The sequence below is a fragment of the Pseudomonas sp. Ost2 genome (assembly GCF_018326065.1).
GTDB lineage: Bacteria > Pseudomonadota > Gammaproteobacteria > Pseudomonadales > Pseudomonadaceae > Aquipseudomonas > Aquipseudomonas gingeri.
Genome location: NZ_AP021904.1, coordinates 2,355,936 through 2,372,717, shown reverse-complemented (window position 1 = coordinate 2,372,717; position 16,782 = coordinate 2,355,936). Strand labels below are relative to the sequence as shown.

Here is a 16,782-nt window from a genome sequence, read left to right as displayed (position 1 = left end):
GTTGCAGATTGTCGTGGCGAACCGGATCATGAATAAAGCCCACTTCATCACTGAATGATATGAACAAGACGAATATCAAGACCCTCGACCTCAACCTGCTCAAGGTCTTCGAGGCCCTGCACGACGAATCCAGCGCCAGCCGCGCCGCCGTGCGCCTGGGTGTCACGCAATCGGCCATCAGTGCCGCCCTGCGGCGCTTGCGCGAGGTCTACGGCGATCCGCTGTTCGTTCGTACCGGGCGCGGACTGGCCCCGACCCTGTGCGCCAACCAGCTCAAGCCGGTGATCAGCGAAGCCCTGAACAAATGCCGGCAAAGCCTGGCCCTGGTGGATCCGCATGCCCAGCACTACGAGGGTCGCTCGGTGATCATCGGGCTGTCGGACGACTTCGAAATCGCCTACGGCCGACGTCTGATGGAACTGATCGCCGTGCAGGCACCGCGCCTGCGCCTGATCTTTCGCCAGACCCACAGCCAGATCGTCGGCGAAGGGCTGATGCAACGCCATTTCGACCTGGCCATCACCGCCGGCGGTTTCGCCGAACGCCTGCTCAGCCGGCGAGTGCTGGGGGAAGGCGATTATGGCTGCCTGGTCGACCCGCAAAGCCTGGCAGCCGGGCAGACCCGCCTGAGTCTTGAGCAGTTCGTGGCCCGCGACCACATCCTGGTGTCATCCGGCGGTTTTATCGGCATCACCGACGAAGCGCTGGCCGGACTCGGCCTGAGCCGTCATGTCAGCGCCTCGACCAGCCATTTCGCCGCATTGCCCCATCTGCTCCGGGGCAGCCAGGCAGTGGCGACCATTCCCGGCCACGCGGCACGGGCCATCGCCGAACTGAGCGGACTGAGCCTGCTGCCCTGCCCCATGGCGCTGCCGCACTACCCGATCGAACTGGGCTGGCGTACCAGTGCGTCGCTCGATCCGGCCGTGACCCAGGTGCAAGCAGCGATTTTGCAATGTTTTCACATCACATGAACCATCATGAAAATCCGCGAGGGGGGCTGTTTTACCGGGCCGTTTGGTGAAAAACTCGAGCCGAACTGATATGCATTTGCCATCTACTGTTCTCGGCAAGTGCCAGGGAAGGTTAGAATGTAGGAAATAGGGAAGAGTCAATGACAGAGCCGATCCTCTCCGAAGCCGAGTACGATGCGATCACTGATGCCGCCGCGCATTGGTGCATGCGGCTGCATGAGCAGGATTGCACGGCGGCCGAGCGCGCGCAGTTCGACGCCTGGCTCAAGGCTGACCCGCTGCATGCCTTCGAATACGAGGCGATGCTGGAGATCTGGGAAGTCGCCGATCACCTGCCCCGCCCGGTCGAAGCCGAGGTGATCCCGTTGCCGGTCAGGCACCGCCGTTGGCCACGTTATGGGGTCGCTGCCGCCGTCAGCCTGCTGGCGATTCCGCTGGCCGGCTATATCGGCTGGAACCTTGGCTGGGTGCCCAGCTCCTACCAGAGCTTCGAGGCCAGGGGCCAGGTCGAGCGCGTCACCCTCGCCGACGGCAGCCAGGTGGAATTGAACCTCGGCACCCAGCTGACCTACAGCAACTACAAGAATCAACGACGGGTCACGCTGAAAAAGGGCGAGGCCTTTTTCGACGTCAGCCATGACACCGAACACCCCTTCGTGGTGAAGGCCGCCAAGGGCCAGATCCGGGTCACCGGGACCCGCTTCAATGTCTGGATGTACGAAGACCAGGTCCGCGTGACCCTGCTCCAGGGCTCGGTCCTGGTCAGCAGCGACACCAGCCAACCTGGCGGCTATCGCCTCGATCCGGGCATGCAGGCGCGCTACAAGGCCGGCGACTACGAGCCGCAGATCAGCCAGACCTACGCCAACGACGCCTCCCTGGCCTGGCGCAACGGTAAGCTGATCCTCGACAACCTGAGCCTGAGCGACGCCCTGCCGCTGATCAACCGCTACCTGAGCAGCCCGGTATTGCTGGCGGACCCGGCTACCGGGGCGATCCGCATCGGTGGAATCTACAGCACCGGGGAGGTGAAAAAGCTGGTCACATCGCTGCCCAAGGTACTGCCGGTCTACCTGACCCAGAACAAAGACGGCAATCCGGTGCTCAATTCGATTCCCCGGGACAAGCCGCGGACCTGACACAGCCTTCGACCTGTGCAACCTTTAACCTGTGGGAGCGGGCTTGCCCGCGAAGCTTTTGGCGTTCTCACTGGCCTCTTCGCGGGCAAGCCCGCTCCCACAGACTCTGTTACTCCCGCGCCAGCTTCCCGCCCACAGGCGCTGCTTCCTGCTTCTCGCTGATCACCTGCAAGCGATACTGCTTGTCGGCCTTGATCTGCTGCTCGGTAAACGGCAGCACGCTCCAGGTCTTCTTCGAGAACGCTTCGGTCTGGTCGCGGAAATGCGCCGAAGCCGGGTCGCTGGACAGTGAGAACGCCAGCAGGCCCTGGGCCTGCGGACCGTTGTCGTCGAAGCTGACCACCTGCAGGTAGCTGGTGCCGCTGACCACCTCGCGCTTGCCGTCCTCGCCGGGAACACTCTGGATCGCGTTGTACACCCCCAGCGTGGCCGGCCCGCCATGCACCGGTACCGGTTGCCCGCCCTGGCTGACCTGCTGCACATCGCCCCACCGCGTATCGGACTTCAGCCCCGCCTTGTTCACGCTCTCGACCGACGCCAGCATCGCTTCGCGCACGGCCCTGGCCACGTCGGCCTGCTCGATGTCCAGTCCGCGCGGGGTGTGCTGCGGATCGGCCGGATCGAACTTGACCCGCCAGATATCGCCACTCTCGAACAACTGCCCCATGACATTCTGGAAATGCACAAAACCCAGGCCACTCTGCAGGTTGGCGTGCTGGTCCCAGCTCTTCAGGCTGTCGCACAGCGGTATCAGGGCCGTGGCGTCCGCGCCCAGGTCGGCGGCACAGAACTGCAGCAGGTCCGGTAGCACCTGGCCGGCGAGGTAGACCTGGTCGTCCATCACCATCCGCTGCAGATCCTCGACCTTGACCGGCCCGGCCTGGTTCAGGCGCGCCAGTTGATCGAGGGCAAAGCGTGCACGCTGGCCAAGGGGCTGGCCGTCACGGCTGATCACCGGCGAAAAACCCTTGAGCGGCGCCGCCGGATTGACCATCCAGGCCGAGTCATTGGAGTTCTGCACATAATCGCCGCGCTCCAGTTGCGGCAGCCGGTCCGCCGGGAAGATCCCCTTCTGCGCAGCGTTCGCCGCCACGCTCCAGGCACAGCCGCGGCGCGATCCATCGAGCACGATCAGCTCGGTGCCGGCCCGCGGGTCACTGCATTCGCCCAGCTTGGCGGCGTCCACATAAGGCACGACCGACAGGTTCATGTACAGCGCCCGGCCCTGGTCATCCACCGCCAGGGTGTTGACCCAGGGAATCCCCTGGATCTTGTGCACCGCCGCCTGCAAGGCCTTGAGGCTGCCGGCCCGGTTCATCGCGTACCACTGCTGCAGCACGCGGTCGTTGTCCTGGTTGGCATCACGCAGGCTGAAGGCGACCTCGCGGTTCCAGTCGAGCTTGCCGGGCCATTGCACCACCGGTCCGAACACCGAGCTGTAGACCACCCGCGAGACCGCCTTGTGGCTGCCATCCGGCTGGCGAACCTGGACAGTCACCTGGCGCTTGTCCATGGCCGTGGATTTTCCATCGAGCAGATAACGGGTCGGGTCCTTGGGGTCGAGTTGCAGTCGATAGAGGGTGAAATGCTTGGACGTGTCGACCGTGTGGGTCCAGGCCAGGTGCTGGCTGAAGCCGATATTGATCAGCGGCAGGCCGGGCAGCGCGGCGCCCATCACATCGAGCTGACCGGGAATGGTCAGGTGCATCTGATAGAAACGCATGCCGCCGACCCACGGAAAATGCGGGTTGCCGAGCAGCAGGCCACGACCGTTGAACGAGCGCTCGCGTCCGACCGCCACGCCGTTGCTGCCGCGATCCAGGGCGAACCGTTGCATGCGTTCAGCAGCCAGTTCGAAGGCCATCGATGGTACCTGCGCGGTCTGTTCGGGCGGCGTTGCCGCCACCAGCGCTTCGGCGAACTGACCGACACCACCTTCGACCAGCAGGCGCCGGGTCAGCTTGACCTGGTCCAGCACGGTGATCGGTCGCACCCAGTCACCCTGGCACTGCGCCGGCAGGCCCTGGGCCTGGCGCTCGCGCAACTGCCGGTTGTAGCCGGCGACATACCCCTCGACCCGCTGCCTGATCTCCGGGCTCTGCGCCTGCCAGAACGCCGAAACCGCCGCCGGCGTGTTGAGCCAGTTGAAGAACAGGTCGCTGGTGAGGTTTTCCCGTTGTTCGACGGTCAGCGCCTCGGGGCCGAAATACTTCGAGCGCTCGCCGTTGACCGTGACGATCTCGTTGGCCAGCAGGCACAGGTTGTCCTGGGCATAGGCGTAACCGATGCCATAGCCCAGGCCTCGTTCATCGCTCGCCAGGATGTGCGGGACACCGAAGGTGGTGCGACGGATATCGGCGCTCAATTCGCTGTGTGCGGAACGGGCATGGGCGCCCAGGCTCAGGCCGATCAGCAACGTTGCAAGGCAGCACCTGGAAAATGGCCGGGAAGTGATCACGCAGACTCCTGATAGAACAATCGAGTACCAGGCAGCGCGAGACATGACACGAACGGGCGCCTGGAAAAACCGGCGCCCACGGGGAAAAGCAACGGGCAGCCGATGCCTGCCCATAAAGACGAATGCCGCACGCGGAATTTAGTCGATCGGACAGCTGCGGTTCAGCGCCTCGACATGCCTGCGACCTGATAGCGACAAATTTTCTACATTCGGGGCTTCATGATTTATCCGTCTCGTTCGTCTTAACAAGCGAGAGCAGACATCACTTTCCTGATCAGGCTCTGAAAAGGAGTTTTTGCATGTACGACCAGCACAGGCCAACGGACGGTATTTCCTTGCAACGCGATCCTACCTACAGCTCGGGCGCCATGTTTGCCAAACCCGCCGAGCGCAATGGCAACGAGCGTATTCGCCAACTGCTCAAGCACTTCGGCTTGCGCACCAGCCTGATCCGGCTGAAGGTGATCGATGCCCTGCTCGACGCCGGCAACGGCCAGCGCCGCCTGGGCGTGCGCGGCGTCCACAGTCATCTGCTGGAGCTGGACATTCCGTTGTCCTTCCTCAGCGTGCGCGAAGTGCTCAAGCGCTTGTGCAGCGAAGGTGTCGTGGTGCTCAACACGGACAAGAGCTACAGCCTGCATCCGGACGCCCTGGCGGCGCTGGAACAGCAGGATTGAGGGTCAGGGCTTGACCTTGCGACGCATCACGCCGTTGATGATCACCACGACCACCGCCACGCCGATGGCGATGTACTGGAACAGCTTCTCGCTGATCACACCGGTGTTCTGCAGGTAGGTGAGGCCGAACATGATCCCCAGCACCACCAGGACGATCAGAATCGAGTATTTCAAACGTTGTGCCTGGGTCATTGCGTGCGTCCTGAAAAAAGCCTGAAACGGAAAATTGTATCGGGTTTGTATCGGCATTCATGCCAAGCGCCTACAGCGCTCGCCGAATAAGCCGGGCCAAACGCAGTCTCATGATACAGCCGGGCAAGAGTTTTCGCTTCCCGGCTTCAACCATGAGGATGTGTCCATGTTTCGTCGAATCACACTGCTGATTCCTGTGTTGCTCATGTTGTCCATGAGCGGTTGCATCATATTTCCCCACGGCGGTGGTGGCTGGCATGACCACCGTTATTACGGAGGCGGTCCCGGTTACTACCATCGCTGACATCCACGGGTGAGCCCTGCGGCTCACCCGTTTCGTTTCAGGCCCCCGCCCCTCAACGCTGGAAACCGATGCCCGGCCGGGCACACACCTCCACCAGCCAATCGACGAACACCCGCACCCGCTGGGACAACTGGCGATGCGGCGGGTAGAGGGCGGACAGCGGCAAGCCCGGCTGCGCTATCCCCGGCAGCACCTCGCACAGTCGACCATCGCGCAATTGCTCGACCACGTGGTAGTACGGAATCTGTGCCAGGCCGAATCCGGCTTCGCAGGCGGCCAGGTAGCCATCGGCGCTGCTGACCGCGACCTGCCTGGCCAGGTGCAGGGCCTGCAACTGACCGTCGTGGAGAAAATCCAGGCCATAGCGCTTGCCGCTGGCGCTGGAAAAGTACTCGACCATCCGATGGGCCGAGAGCGCCTCCAGCGAGTCGGGCACGCCGTGCTTGTGCAGATAGGCCGGGCTGGCGCAGATCACCTGTTCGACCGTCACCAGCGGCCTTGCCACCAGCGAGTCGTCCAGCACCCCGCCACCGCGCAACACGCAATCGATGCCTTCGCGAATCAGGTCCACGGGGCGGTCGTTGAGACCGATCTCCAGCTCGATCAGCGGATAACGCTCGGTGAACTCCGGCAGCACCGGGATCACGATCAGCCGCCCGATGGCCGCCGGCATGTCGACCCGCAAGGTGCCGCGCGGATTCAGGCGCGTGGCGCGAAACACCGCCTCGGTTTCTTCCAGGTCCGCCAGCAGGCGCACGCAGCGCTGGTAATAGGCCGCGCCGTCGAGGGTGGTGCTGACCTGGCGGGTGGTACGGCGCAGCAACTGCACACCCAGGTGCGCCTCCAACTGCTTGACCAGGATCGTCACCGAGGCACGGGGCAGTTGCAGGCTGTCCGCAGCCTTGGCGAAACCGCCCAGCTCGACGATCCGGGTAAATACGCGCATGGCGTTGAAACGGTCCATCAGCGATCCATTATTTAGAAAATACGAACAGTGATAGCACTTTTAACGGGTTTATCGCGCTTTTGTCGAGGACCACAATGGGCAATCTTTCGTACAGGAGCGCCAACGATGCACACTCGTCAACTGGGCAGGAACGGCCCGCAGGTTTCCGCCATCGGCCTGGGCTGCATGGGCATGAGCGATTTCTATACCACCGGCGGCACCGGCGAAGCCGTCGCCACCCTGCACCGCGCCCTGGAGCTGGGCGTGACCCTGCTGGATACCGCCGATATCTATGGTCCCTACAGCAACGAAGAACTGATCGGCAAGGCGATCGCCGGCAAGCGCGACCAGGTATTCCTGGCGAGCAAGTTCGGCATCCTGCGCGACCCGGCCAATCCCTCCCTGCGCGGGGTCAACGGCCGGCCGGAGTATGTCCGCAGCTCCATCGACGGTACCCTCAAGCGCCTGGGCATCGAAACCCTGGACCTGTACTACCAGCACCGTATCGATCCGCACGTGGCCATCGAGGAAACCGTCGGTGCCATGGCCGAACTGGTCAAGGCCGGCAAGGTACGTTATCTGGGCCTGAGCGAAGCCTCGGCGGCGACCCTGGAACGCGCGCACAAGGTCCATCCGATCAGCGCGCTGCAAAGCGAATACTCGCTGTGGAGCCGCGACCAGGAGGACAACGGTTGCCTGCAGGCCTGCCAACGACTGGGCATTGCGTTCGTACCCTACAGCCCGCTGGGCCGGGGCTTCCTCACCGGAGCGCTGAAAACCCCGGACGACTTTGCCGCCGACGACTTCCGTCGCACCAGCCCGCGCTTCCAGGGCGAGAATTTCGCGAAGAACCTGCAACTGGTTGCGCAGGTGCAGGCACTGGCCGCGCAGAAAGGGGTCAGCGCCGGGCAACTGGCGCTGGCCTGGGTATTGGCCCAGGGCGACTACCTGATTCCGATTCCCGGGACCAAGCAGCGCAAGTACCTGGAAGAGAATGTCGGCGCACTGGACGTGCAGTTGAGCACGGCTGAACTGCAGGCGCTGGAGGCGGTTTTCCCGGCAAATGCGGCGGCGGGCACCCGTTACCCCGAGGCGGCGATGAGCAGCCTCAACCGCTGAGCAAACGGCTTGCCAGCGAAGAGGCCCCTGGGCCTTGCGGTGTCTGTCAGGGCGCCTTCGTCGGTAAGCCGACTCCCACAGATTCAATCGGTGGCGCGCCATAGCCCTTGTGGGAGCTGGCCCGGCGCTCCTGCGCCTGCCGGCTCCTCCCCTCAGAAATCCCGCTTGTAGAAGATATCCAGCGAACTCGCCACGCCACTCGCCGCCTCCAGGTACACGCGCTTGCTCAGCAGGTAGCGCAAGGCAATGGTATTGGCGGGTTCGAACACGCCCACGCCGTAACGCAGGCTGAGCTTTTCGGTGATCTTGCCGCTGGCCACCACCGCCGTGTTGTTGCCACTGCCCTGGGTATCCAGCTCGAAATCCTGGATGCCGAGGTTCTTCGCCAGGTCCGAGGTCACCGACGAACTGCCCATCAGGCCCAACCCCAGGGCGGCCTGGGCGAGCATGTTGTTGTCTTCCCCGGTGGTGCTCAACGGACGCCCCAGCACCAGGTAGGACAAGGCCTGTTCCTGGCTCATGGCCGGTTCCGAGAAGATCTGCGTGGTCGGTTGCTCGGCGCTGCCGCTCAGGCGGATCCCGGCGATCACATCGTCGGTCTGGCGGATCGCCTCGATATCCAGGTACGGCTGGTCGACCGGGCCGGCAAACAGCAGGCGCGCGCGGCGGATGGTCAGGCGCTGGCCGTAGGCCCGGTAACGTCCGTCATTGAGCCGCAACTCGCCACGGGTATCGAGGTTGTCACCGATATGCACCTGCCCCGCCAGGTTCGCAGTGAGGCCGAAGCCGCTGAAGCTCAGCTTGTCCTGGCCGACCACGACATCGATGTCCATGGCGATGGCCAGCGGGGTCTTGCCCTCTTCGGTCTGGTGCCCGACGATCACCGTGTCGTCCGACACCTTGACGGTCGACGGCGGTAACTCGCGCACGGTGATTTCGCCCTTGGGCACCAGGACCTTGCCCACGATCGCCAGCTTGTCGCCGCGCATGGAAATCTTCAGGTCCGGGGCGACTTCCAGAGTCGCGTAGGGTTCGACGGTCACTGGCAATTGCGCGCCCTTGACCGCGATATCCACCAGCAGCGCGTCAGCCCAGCCGACATGCCCGCCCAGGCTGCCCTGCCCCGACTCGCCACCCTTCCAGGTGCCATTGAGCTGCACGTTCTCGCCGGCGATCTGCGCCTGGATCTGCAGGTCGCTGATCGTGGTCGGCAGTTCCGGCCCCGAGATTTCCCCACCACTGAGGCTCAGGTTGCCGTTGACCTGCGGCGCCAGCAGGCCACCGGACAAACGTCCGCTGCCGTCCAGGCGCCCGGCCAGTTTCTCGACCATCGGCACGAAAGGCCGGATCACGGTGAGATCAAGCCCGCCGAGACGAAAATCGCCACTCAGGGGTTTGTTCTTCGCCAGCGGATTGATCTGCGCCTGGAGGGTCAGTTCGCCCAGCTTGCCGCCGCGAAAATCCAGATGGGTATCGACCCGCCGAGGCGTCAGGTTGCTGGTCAGGCGGAGGGTTTCATAGGGGAAGTCCAGCCACTTGCGGCGCTTCTCGCGGATGCGCAAGGTGCCGCCACTGGCGTCGACCACGATCTGGCCTTTCGGCCCGCCCGCCGGCAGGTCCAGTTGCAGGTCGGCGTTGAGCCGGCCCTGCCAGGCGAAATCCCGGGGCATCCACTGCGCCAGGCTTTCCAGGGGGAATTGCTTGAGGTGATAACGCAATTTGGGCTCTGGCATCAGGCGCTGGTCCTCGCCGCACAGGCTGGCGTCGCCGGACATCCAGCAATGGGCACCAAAGGTCAACCGACCATCGGCCAGCCGCTCCAGTTTCGCCGGGTTCTGCAGTTTCCAGTCCTGGCCGCCGGTCTGCACGTCGCCCGAGGCCAGGCGGCCGCGCCAGTTGCCCTGGTCCAGCGTACCGTCCAGGCCCAGGGCCAGTTTCAGCAGGGGCCCCTGCAGATCCAGTTGCAGTTGCTGGCGCTTGAGATCGCCCTGACCATTGACCAGCAGGTTGCCCAGGTCGGTTTCCCCGAGCTTGATCGCGTTACCTTTGAGTTCGAGACGGGCGCGCTGGGCGTCGTCGAGGTTGGCTTCGAGGCTGAGGCTCTGCAGGCGGTTGTCGGCGAACACCAGTTGCTGCCCTTGCAGGCTGACCTTGCCCTGGGGCGCCCTGAGGCTGCCGGCGAGATCGACCCGCCCCTTGAACTGTCCGCGCAACTGCGGCCAGAGCTGGCCGAGACGCGGCATATCGAGGTCGAGCTGGCCGGCCAGGCGCTGTTGCAGGCTGCCGTTGCCGGTGATGCGGTTGTCCCCCAGGCGAATATCCAGGGCGCCGAGATTCCACTGCTCGCCGGTCCCGGCCGCCTTGGCCTGGAGCACCGCCGGTTGCCCGCGCAGCCGGCCCTTGAGATCGAGATCGGCCGCGAGGTCGAGTTGCCCGTTCTTGAACTGCCCCTTGCTGCGCAACGGCCCGGCCAGGGTGCCGGGCAGTTCCGCCAGCCAGTAAGCCGGGTTGAGCGCACTGAGGTCCAGCGCGGTATCCCAGGCCACGCCGTCGGCAAACTGCAACTTCAGGTAACCGCTGGCCTTGCCCTGCCCCGCCGTCAGTTCGAATTGCGGCAGGGCGATCTGCTGCAGGTCGCCGCTGAACGGGCTGAGCAGGTTGAAGCGGCCCGCTGGCCCGTCGAGGTCAGCCTTGAAATTGCCCAGGTAGTTGCCGTCGGTGTAATGCACTTCGCCGATAAAGGTCCGCGCCTTGACCGCCGGTTCATCGATCAGCGGATACAGCCGATGCCAGGGGAAATCCAGCCAGTCGACATTGGCGTCGGCACTGAAGCCCTGGTGCCAGTCCAGTTGCCCGCTGACCTTGAGGCGCTGGTCGGCACTGGCCGTCAGGTCCAGCGCGGCGATCTGCGCGCCGTTGGCATCGACCCGGCCTTGCAGCGCCAGGCCGATCGGCCCCTGCTCGGCCGGCAGGGTCGCCTGTCCCTGCAACTGGTAGCCGTTCTTCAGGTCGCCGTTGCCGGTCAGTTCCAGCTGATTGAGTTGCAGGGTATCCGGCAGGTCGGCGCTGGCCTTGAAGCCGTCGGCGGTGATCTTCACCCGCGCCGGCAGGTTTTCCGCCAGGGCCTGCAACTCCCCCGTCAGTTGCCCTTGCAGGTAACCGCTGCTGTCGGCCTTGAGTCGCAAGGTCTTGAGCAGGTCGCCCTGGATATCCAGGGCCAGCGACCACGGCGTGGCGCCGGGTGCCGGCAGCAGCAACTTGCCCCGCAGCGCCAGTGGCCAGTTACCGGTCGGCTGCAATTGCCCGTACAGTTCCAAGTTCAGGTCATCGCGTTGCAGGTGCAGGGTGTCGATCTGCAGACCGTTGTCCGCCCAGCGCGCCGCCAGTTGCAACGCCTTGAACTGCTCGCTGCCATCCAGCAGGAGACTGCCGATCCGCACCTGCCCCAGGCGAATCGCCACGGGCAATTTCAGCTCGGGCAAGGTCAGCGGCCCGCTGCTGGTTTGCTCGCCCGGCGCGAAGTGCAGCTCGACCCGCTCGACATCCAGTTGATCGATACACAGGTTCAACCGCGCCAGGCACGGCAGCGACCAGTCGAAGCGCGGCTGCAGCAGCTCGACCTTGCTGCCGTCCTGCTGCCAGAGCAGGTGATCGGCACTCCATTGCCCGCCGAGACGCCCCTGGAAATTCTCCACGCTCAAGCCCGGCACCTGGGCCAGCGCCCAGCGGCTGCCAGACTGGGTCCCCAGCACCAGCCCCAGCAGCGTCGCCACGAGCAGCAGGCCGGCGAGGAACACCAGGCCGGCGATTTTCAAACCACGCTTCACAGCTCAGGCCCCATTGAAAAGTGCAAACGGATACCGCCGGGATCATCCAGCGCATGGGCCAGGTCGAGACGGATCGGACCGACCGGCGAAACCCAGCGCACGCCGATGCCGACGCCGGTCTTGAGGCTGGGAAAGTCCAGGGTATTGAACGAATTGCCCTGGTCGACAAAGGTCGCGATGCGCCACTTGTCAGCCACGGAATACTGGTACTCGAGACTGCCGGCCACCATGTAGCGGCCACCGATCCGATCGCCCTGGTCGTTTTCCGGGGACAGGCTCTGGTATTCGTAGCCGCGCACGCTCTGGTCGCCACCGGCAAAGAAACGCAAGGACGGTGGCACCGACTTGTAGCCGTTGGTGGCGCTGCCGCCGAATTGCACCCGACCGAGGAAACGGTGCTTGTCCAGGACCGTGGTCAGCCCCTTGAGCATGGCGGTGCCGTACAACAGGTTGTTGTCCGAGCCCAGGCCCTCCTTGGCGACCTTGGCATCGAACTGCAGGCGATAGCCGTCATGCGGGTCGATGCGGTTGTCGCTACGCAGGTACGAGTAGCTGACACCCGGCATCAGCAAGGTACTCAGGCCGGAGTCATCGCCCAGGCGATACTCTTCGCGCTGCCATTTCAACGAGATCACCCGCTGCCAGCCGCTGGGCAGCTTGCTGTGCCATTCCGGGCCGACGGTGAGCAGCTTGCTCAGGCTGTCGGTGTTGGCCAGTTCTTCATATTGATAGCCGGCCGCCCAGCGCAGCTTGTCGGTCAGTGGCGGATCCAGCGGATGGTCGTACCAGATGCCGACGTTCTGCCGCGGCGCGGAGATTTCGCTTTCGATACCGTAGCTGTCACCCTCGCCATTGACCCAGTGGCGGGTCCAGTTGGCCTTGCCCCGCGGGCCGACGTCGGTCGAATAGCCAAGGCCCAGGCCCATGGTGCGCGGCTTGCGGGTCTGCAACTGGACCTCCACCGGAATCACCCGGGCCGTGGCGGCGGTCGGTGCGGCGTCCACCCGCACACCCTCGAAGTAACCACTCGATTGCAGGGCCTGGTTGAGTTCGGCGATCAGCTCGGAGTCGTACGGGGTATCGGGCTTGAATGGCACCATGCGTTGCAACAGGTCATCGTCGAACGGCGTGTCACCGGCGAAATGCACATGGCCCAGGGCATAACGCGGGCCGCTGTCGTAGACCAGTTCGATATCGGCGACACCGGCCTGCGGGTCGACCAGGAGTTTCTGCGCGGTAAAGCGTCCGCTGAAGAAACCGTAGCGCGAGGCCTGGTTCTGGATCAGTCGCTTGGCGTCTTCGTAATGACCATGATTGAGCACGGCGCCGGGCTTGAGCGTATCGCTGCGCGGCACGCGGAATGCCTTCAGGCTGGTGGCCGGCCCCTCGATGCGCACGGTCACATTGCGCAGGCGCACCGGTTCGCCGGGGTCGATGGTGAGGATCAGGCGCGGCGTCTTGCCGCCCTCGACCTCGGTTTCTATCCGCGGCTGGTAGTAGCCCAGGGCCTGGGCGGCTTTTCGCGCCTGCTCCTCGGCCCCCCGGCTGAAACGCTCGAGCCCACGCTCGCCACGATTGCCGAGGCTACCGATGTAACCTTCCACATTGGACTTCAACTCATCGTTGGCCGGTTTGACCCGAACATCGAGTTCACTTTGTGCCAGCGCCGTCATGCTGCACAAAAGCAGGAGCAAGCCGCTGGTGAATCTTCCTGAAAACGTCATAAGCGCGGATGCTACCACGGGCTGGGGACCGTCATAGAACCCCGTCCGGGGTTAAAGTTCGCACTCAAGCCATTGCTGTTTGTAACACCTGCGGGTTGGCGTGATAGAACACATGTTCCAGGATCGGCCCTACCGCCACTTCGCCGATCTCCTCATAGCCCTGGCGCTTGTAGAACTCCAGGTAGCGCGGATTGCCGGTATCGAGGATGACGCCTTCGGAGTGTTCGTCCTCGGCACACCAGTTATGCACCGCCGTCAGCAGCTGCTCGCCGTAGTGCTGGCCCTGGAACTGCGGATGGATCCCCAGCAGCGGCAACACGTGCACCGAAGTGGAAGGCACGCAGGCCAGCACCGCCTGGTGATAATCCAGGTAACGCCGGGTGCATTTGAAACCGGTGCTGAGCAGCATGCGCATGCGCCAGGCCCAGCTCTCGGTGATCCCCAGCCGGCGTTGCGGCGGCGCGATCAGGGCAATACCGATCAGACGGTCGTTGACCAGCAGGCCGATGGCCGGCAGTTCCTGGAGAAAGTGCTGCTTGACCAGTTCCCGTACCGTGGCGCGGACCCGCTGTTCATAACCCGCGCGCTCGGACTCGAACAGGTAGCCGAAGGTCGGCTCGTGGCGGTAGGCCTGGTACAGCAAGGAACGGGCTTCGCGTGAATAACCACCGTCCAGCAGGTGAACCTGGGCGATGGTTTCTGAAGTGTCGGGCATGACGGTCGATCTCCCTGAACGCTGCGTGGACGCAGCTTGTTGTTATGTACGAGCGCTGGATGGGCGCGACAGTTCAAAGCGACTGCCTACAACCTCTCGATAAAAGACGTTAGCAGCGCATTTGTCCTACCGCCATGCTGGCCGGGATCCGACTTGTCGGCTAGCATCGCTGTTTTGCCAGGACTGCCGCCCATGAAGATCGTCTCGTTCAACATCAACGGCCTGCGCGCCCGTCCCCATCAGTTGGCGGCGCTGATCGAAAAACACCAGCCGGACGTGATCGGCCTGCAGGAAACCAAGGTTTCCGACGACCAGTTCCCCCAGGCCGAAGTCGAAGCCCTGGGCTACCACGTGCACTTCCACGGCCAGAAAGGCCATTACGGCGTCGCCCTGCTCTCGCGCCAGGCGCCATTGAGCCTGCACAAGGGCTTCGAGAGCGACGACGAAGAATCGCAGAAGCGCTTTATCTGGGGCACCTTCGCCGATGAAAACGGCACCCCGGTGACCATCATGAACGGCTATTTCCCCCAGGGCGAAAGCCGCGACCATCCGACCAAGTTCCCGGCCAAGGCGCGCTTCTACGAGGATCTGCAACAGTTGCTGGAGAGCCGTTTCAGCAATGACACGCCGCTGGTGGTGATGGGCGACATCAATATCTCCCCGGAAGACAACGATATCGGCATCGGTGCCGAGAACGCCAGGCGCTGGCTGAAAACCGGCAAGTGCAGCTTCCTCCCGGAAGAACGCGAATGGCTGGCGCGCCTGAAGAACTGGGGCCTGGTGGACAGCTTCCGGCACCTGCACCCCGAGGTGAACGATCGCTTCAGCTGGTTCGACTACCGCAGCCGCGGCTTCGAGGACGAGCCCAAGCGCGGCCTGCGCATCGACGTGATCATGGCCTCCAACGGCCTGCTGTCGCGGGTCAAGGCCGGGGGTGTCGACTACGAACTGCGCGCCATGGAGAAACCGTCGGATCACGCGCCGATCTGGCTGGAACTGGGCTGATCCCCGTTCTCCCAGGCAGTACAAAACCCTGTAGGAGTCTGGCTTGCCAGCGATGGCGGCCGAATTGATGATGCAATTCTGACGGGCCTCATCGCCGGCAAGCCAGCGCCTACAGGGGCTACGGAGTTTTCAAGAAGGGGCCCCGGCCCCGTCCCATGTCATTTAACTGAAACCTGACTGACTCATTCTCGCAGCACTTTTGTTGATAAAAGGTGCCGCCCTCATGCTGCGCGCGCTCTCCCTGCTGATATTTTGCGGTCTGACGCCCCTGGCGTCGGCCGCCCTGCCGCCGCCGCCCGATGACGGCCCGGTGCTGCGTATCCAGGGTTCCAACACCATCGGTGCCAGCCTCGGCCCGGCGCTGGTCAAGGGCTGGCTCGAAGAACAGGGCCTGCGCGGGGTGCATGACGCGGCCACCGGCAAGGACAACGAGCAACGGCTGCTCGCCACCACCGAGCAGGGTCGGCGGGTCAGCGTGGAAGTCGCCGCCCATGGCTCCAGCACCGGCTTCGCCGCCCTCAAGGCCGGCACCGCCGACCTCGCCGCCGCTTCCCGACCGATCAAGGAATCCGAACGCCAGGCCCTGGAACACCTCGGTGACCTGAAAAGCCCCGAGGCCGAGCAAGTGATCGCCATCGACGGCGTGGCGATCATCCTGCATCCGCAGAACCCGCTGAACCAGCTCGATACCGGGCAACTGGCGAAGATCTTCGCCGGTGAGGTGAAAACCTGGGAAGAACTGGGCGGTATCGGCGGAGCGATCCACCTGTATGCCCGCGATGACCAGTCCGGGACCTGGGACACGTTCAAGGACCTGGTCCTCGCCCGGCGCGGCAAGTCCCTGGCCGCCGGGGCCCGGCGCTTCGAGTCCAGCGAACAGCTGTCGGACGCGGTGAGCCAGGATCCGGCCGGCATCGGTTTCATCGGCCTGCCCTATGTGCGCCGGGCCAAGGCCGTGGCCATTGTCGACGGCGATTCGCAACCGATGCTGCCGCTCAACAGCCTGATCGCCACCGAGGACTATCCGCTGTCACGCCGGCTGTTCTTCTACTTGCCGCCCGACCTGCCCAATCCCTGGGCCCAGTCGCTGGTGCGCTTTGCCCAGAGCAAGGCCGGACAGGCGATTGTCGCCCGCAGCGGCTTTATCGCCCAGACCGTCCAGGCGATACCGGTACAGGCCAGTGCGCAGATGCCGCCCGGCTACCAGCAACTGGCGAAACGGGCGCAGCGCCTGTCGGTGAATTTCCGCTTCGAAGAAGGCAGTGCCAGCCTGGACAACAAGGCCCGCCAGGACGTGCTGCGGGTGCTCGATTACCTGCGCGGCCAGAACAAGCTGCACAAGCGGGTGACACTGGTGGGCTTTGGCGATGCCAAGAACGATCCGCAACGGGCGGCGTTGCTGTCCAGGCTGCGAGCGATGGCGGTACGCCGGGAACTGCTCAAGGGCGGCGTGGTGTTTCGCGACATCCAGGGCTTCGGCGCACAGATGCCGGTGGCGGCGAATACCGCCGACGAAGGACGGATCAAGAACCGCCGGGTCGAGGTGTGGGTGTACTGAGGGATAGGCCCTTGCGGGAGGCCGACCTTGCTGGAGACTGACCTCATGGGCAGCCGACCTTGTGGGAAGCCGACCTTACAGGAGACTGAACTTGAGAGAAGCCGACCTTGTGGGAGCCGGCTTGCCGGCGATGAGGCCCTCAAG

12 protein-coding genes are annotated in these 16,782 nt (G+C 64.1%); 6 read left to right on the top strand and 6 right to left on the bottom strand.

Features of this window, described 5'->3' with window-relative positions:
• Positions 1–59 precede the first annotated feature (59 nt).
• Together KI243_RS10265 and KI243_RS10260 are read left to right on the top strand one after the other, a co-directional pair.
• On the top strand, positions 60–974 hold the full coding sequence (locus KI243_RS10265) for a LysR family transcriptional regulator (RefSeq protein ID WP_177084821.1): 915 nt from the start codon (positions 60–62) through the stop codon (positions 972–974).
• A gap of 140 nt (positions 975–1,114) precedes the next feature.
• The gene (locus tag KI243_RS10260) at positions 1,115–2,113 is read left to right on the top strand and encodes a FecR family protein (protein ID WP_177129656.1); all 999 of its coding nucleotides are present in this window, start codon (positions 1,115–1,117) and stop codon (positions 2,111–2,113) included.
• 109 nt (positions 2,114–2,222) lie between these two features.
• Here KI243_RS10260 and KI243_RS10255 read toward each other — a convergent pair whose 3' ends face one another.
• Positions 2,223–4,571, bottom strand: a complete 2,349-nt coding sequence (locus KI243_RS10255; RefSeq protein ID WP_212810774.1) for an acylase — start codon at positions 4,569–4,571, stop codon at positions 2,223–2,225.
• 299 nt (positions 4,572–4,870) lie between these two features.
• On the opposite strand from KI243_RS10255, the gene KI243_RS10250 reads away from it, so the two are divergent.
• Complete coding sequence (locus KI243_RS10250) at positions 4,871–5,248, top strand: fe2+ zn2+ uptake regulation protein (RefSeq protein ID WP_017125822.1); 378 nt, start codon at positions 4,871–4,873, stop codon at positions 5,246–5,248.
• Between the two features lie 3 nt (positions 5,249–5,251).
• Here KI243_RS10250 and KI243_RS10245 read toward each other — a convergent pair whose 3' ends face one another.
• Positions 5,252–5,440, bottom strand: coding sequence for a hypothetical protein (locus KI243_RS10245; protein ID WP_017132048.1), 189 nt, complete (start codon positions 5,438–5,440; stop codon positions 5,252–5,254).
• Between the two features lie 356 nt (positions 5,441–5,796).
• Positions 5,797–6,708, bottom strand: a complete 912-nt coding sequence (locus KI243_RS10240) for a LysR family transcriptional regulator (protein ID WP_017125820.1) — start codon at positions 6,706–6,708, stop codon at positions 5,797–5,799.
• Between the two features lie 108 nt (positions 6,709–6,816).
• Here KI243_RS10240 and KI243_RS10235 point away from each other — a divergent pair, with 108 nt between their 5' ends.
• A complete protein-coding gene (locus tag KI243_RS10235; protein WP_017125819.1) occupies positions 6,817–7,809 on the top strand; it encodes an aldo/keto reductase in 993 nt (330 codons plus the stop codon).
• A gap of 152 nt (positions 7,810–7,961) precedes the next feature.
• Here KI243_RS10235 and KI243_RS10230 read toward each other — a convergent pair whose 3' ends face one another.
• The 3 genes from KI243_RS10230 to KI243_RS10220 all read right to left on the bottom strand — a co-directional run bounded on the left by KI243_RS10230 (position 7,962) and on the right by KI243_RS10220 (position 14,075).
• Entirely contained in the window at positions 7,962–11,636 is a 3,675-nt protein-coding gene (locus KI243_RS10230; RefSeq protein ID WP_212810773.1) for a translocation/assembly module TamB domain-containing protein, read from the bottom strand.
• Positions 11,633–13,360, bottom strand: a complete 1,728-nt coding sequence (locus tag KI243_RS10225; protein WP_177084829.1) for an autotransporter assembly complex family protein — start codon at positions 13,358–13,360, stop codon at positions 11,633–11,635. The genes KI243_RS10230 and KI243_RS10225 overlap by 4 nt, the downstream gene beginning before the upstream one ends.
• A gap of 64 nt (positions 13,361–13,424) precedes the next feature.
• Entirely contained in the window at positions 13,425–14,075 is a 651-nt protein-coding gene (locus KI243_RS10220; protein WP_017125816.1) for a GNAT family N-acetyltransferase, read from the bottom strand.
• 192 nt (positions 14,076–14,267) lie between these two features.
• Here KI243_RS10220 and xthA point away from each other — a divergent pair, with 192 nt between their 5' ends.
• Both xthA and KI243_RS10210 read left to right on the top strand, forming a co-directional pair.
• Positions 14,268–15,080 (top strand): exodeoxyribonuclease III, encoded by an 813-nt coding sequence (xthA, locus tag KI243_RS10215; RefSeq protein WP_177106982.1) that lies wholly within the window; start codon positions 14,268–14,270, stop codon positions 15,078–15,080.
• A gap of 223 nt (positions 15,081–15,303) precedes the next feature.
• Positions 15,304–16,638 (top strand): substrate-binding domain-containing protein, encoded by a 1,335-nt coding sequence (locus KI243_RS10210; RefSeq protein ID WP_178991591.1) that lies wholly within the window; start codon positions 15,304–15,306, stop codon positions 16,636–16,638.
• Positions 16,639–16,782: the final 144 nt, after the last annotated feature.

What these genes read in the sequence shown, in the direction of transcription:
- KI243_RS10235 (WP_017125819.1), top strand. Translation starts at nt 6,817, where the DNA reads ATGCACACTCGTCAACTGGGCAGGAACGGCCCGCAGGTTTCCGCCATC.
- KI243_RS10225 (WP_177084829.1), bottom strand. Translation starts at nt 13,360, where the DNA reads ATGACGTTTTCAGGAAGATTCACCAGCGGCTTGCTCCTGCTTTTGTGC.
- KI243_RS10250 (WP_017125822.1), top strand. Translation starts at nt 4,871, where the DNA reads ATGTACGACCAGCACAGGCCAACGGACGGTATTTCCTTGCAACGCGAT.
- xthA (WP_177106982.1), top strand. Translation starts at nt 14,268, where the DNA reads ATGAAGATCGTCTCGTTCAACATCAACGGCCTGCGCGCCCGTCCCCAT.
- KI243_RS10210 (WP_178991591.1), top strand. Translation starts at nt 15,304, where the DNA reads ATGCTGCGCGCGCTCTCCCTGCTGATATTTTGCGGTCTGACGCCCCTG.
- KI243_RS10240 (WP_017125820.1), bottom strand. Translation starts at nt 6,708, where the DNA reads ATGGACCGTTTCAACGCCATGCGCGTATTTACCCGGATCGTCGAGCTG.
- KI243_RS10220 (WP_017125816.1), bottom strand. Translation starts at nt 14,075, where the DNA reads ATGCCCGACACTTCAGAAACCATCGCCCAGGTTCACCTGCTGGACGGT.
- KI243_RS10265 (WP_177084821.1), top strand. Translation starts at nt 60, where the DNA reads ATGAACAAGACGAATATCAAGACCCTCGACCTCAACCTGCTCAAGGTC.
- KI243_RS10260 (WP_177129656.1), top strand. Translation starts at nt 1,115, where the DNA reads ATGACAGAGCCGATCCTCTCCGAAGCCGAGTACGATGCGATCACTGAT.
- KI243_RS10245 (WP_017132048.1), bottom strand. Translation starts at nt 5,440, where the DNA reads ATGACCCAGGCACAACGTTTGAAATACTCGATTCTGATCGTCCTGGTG.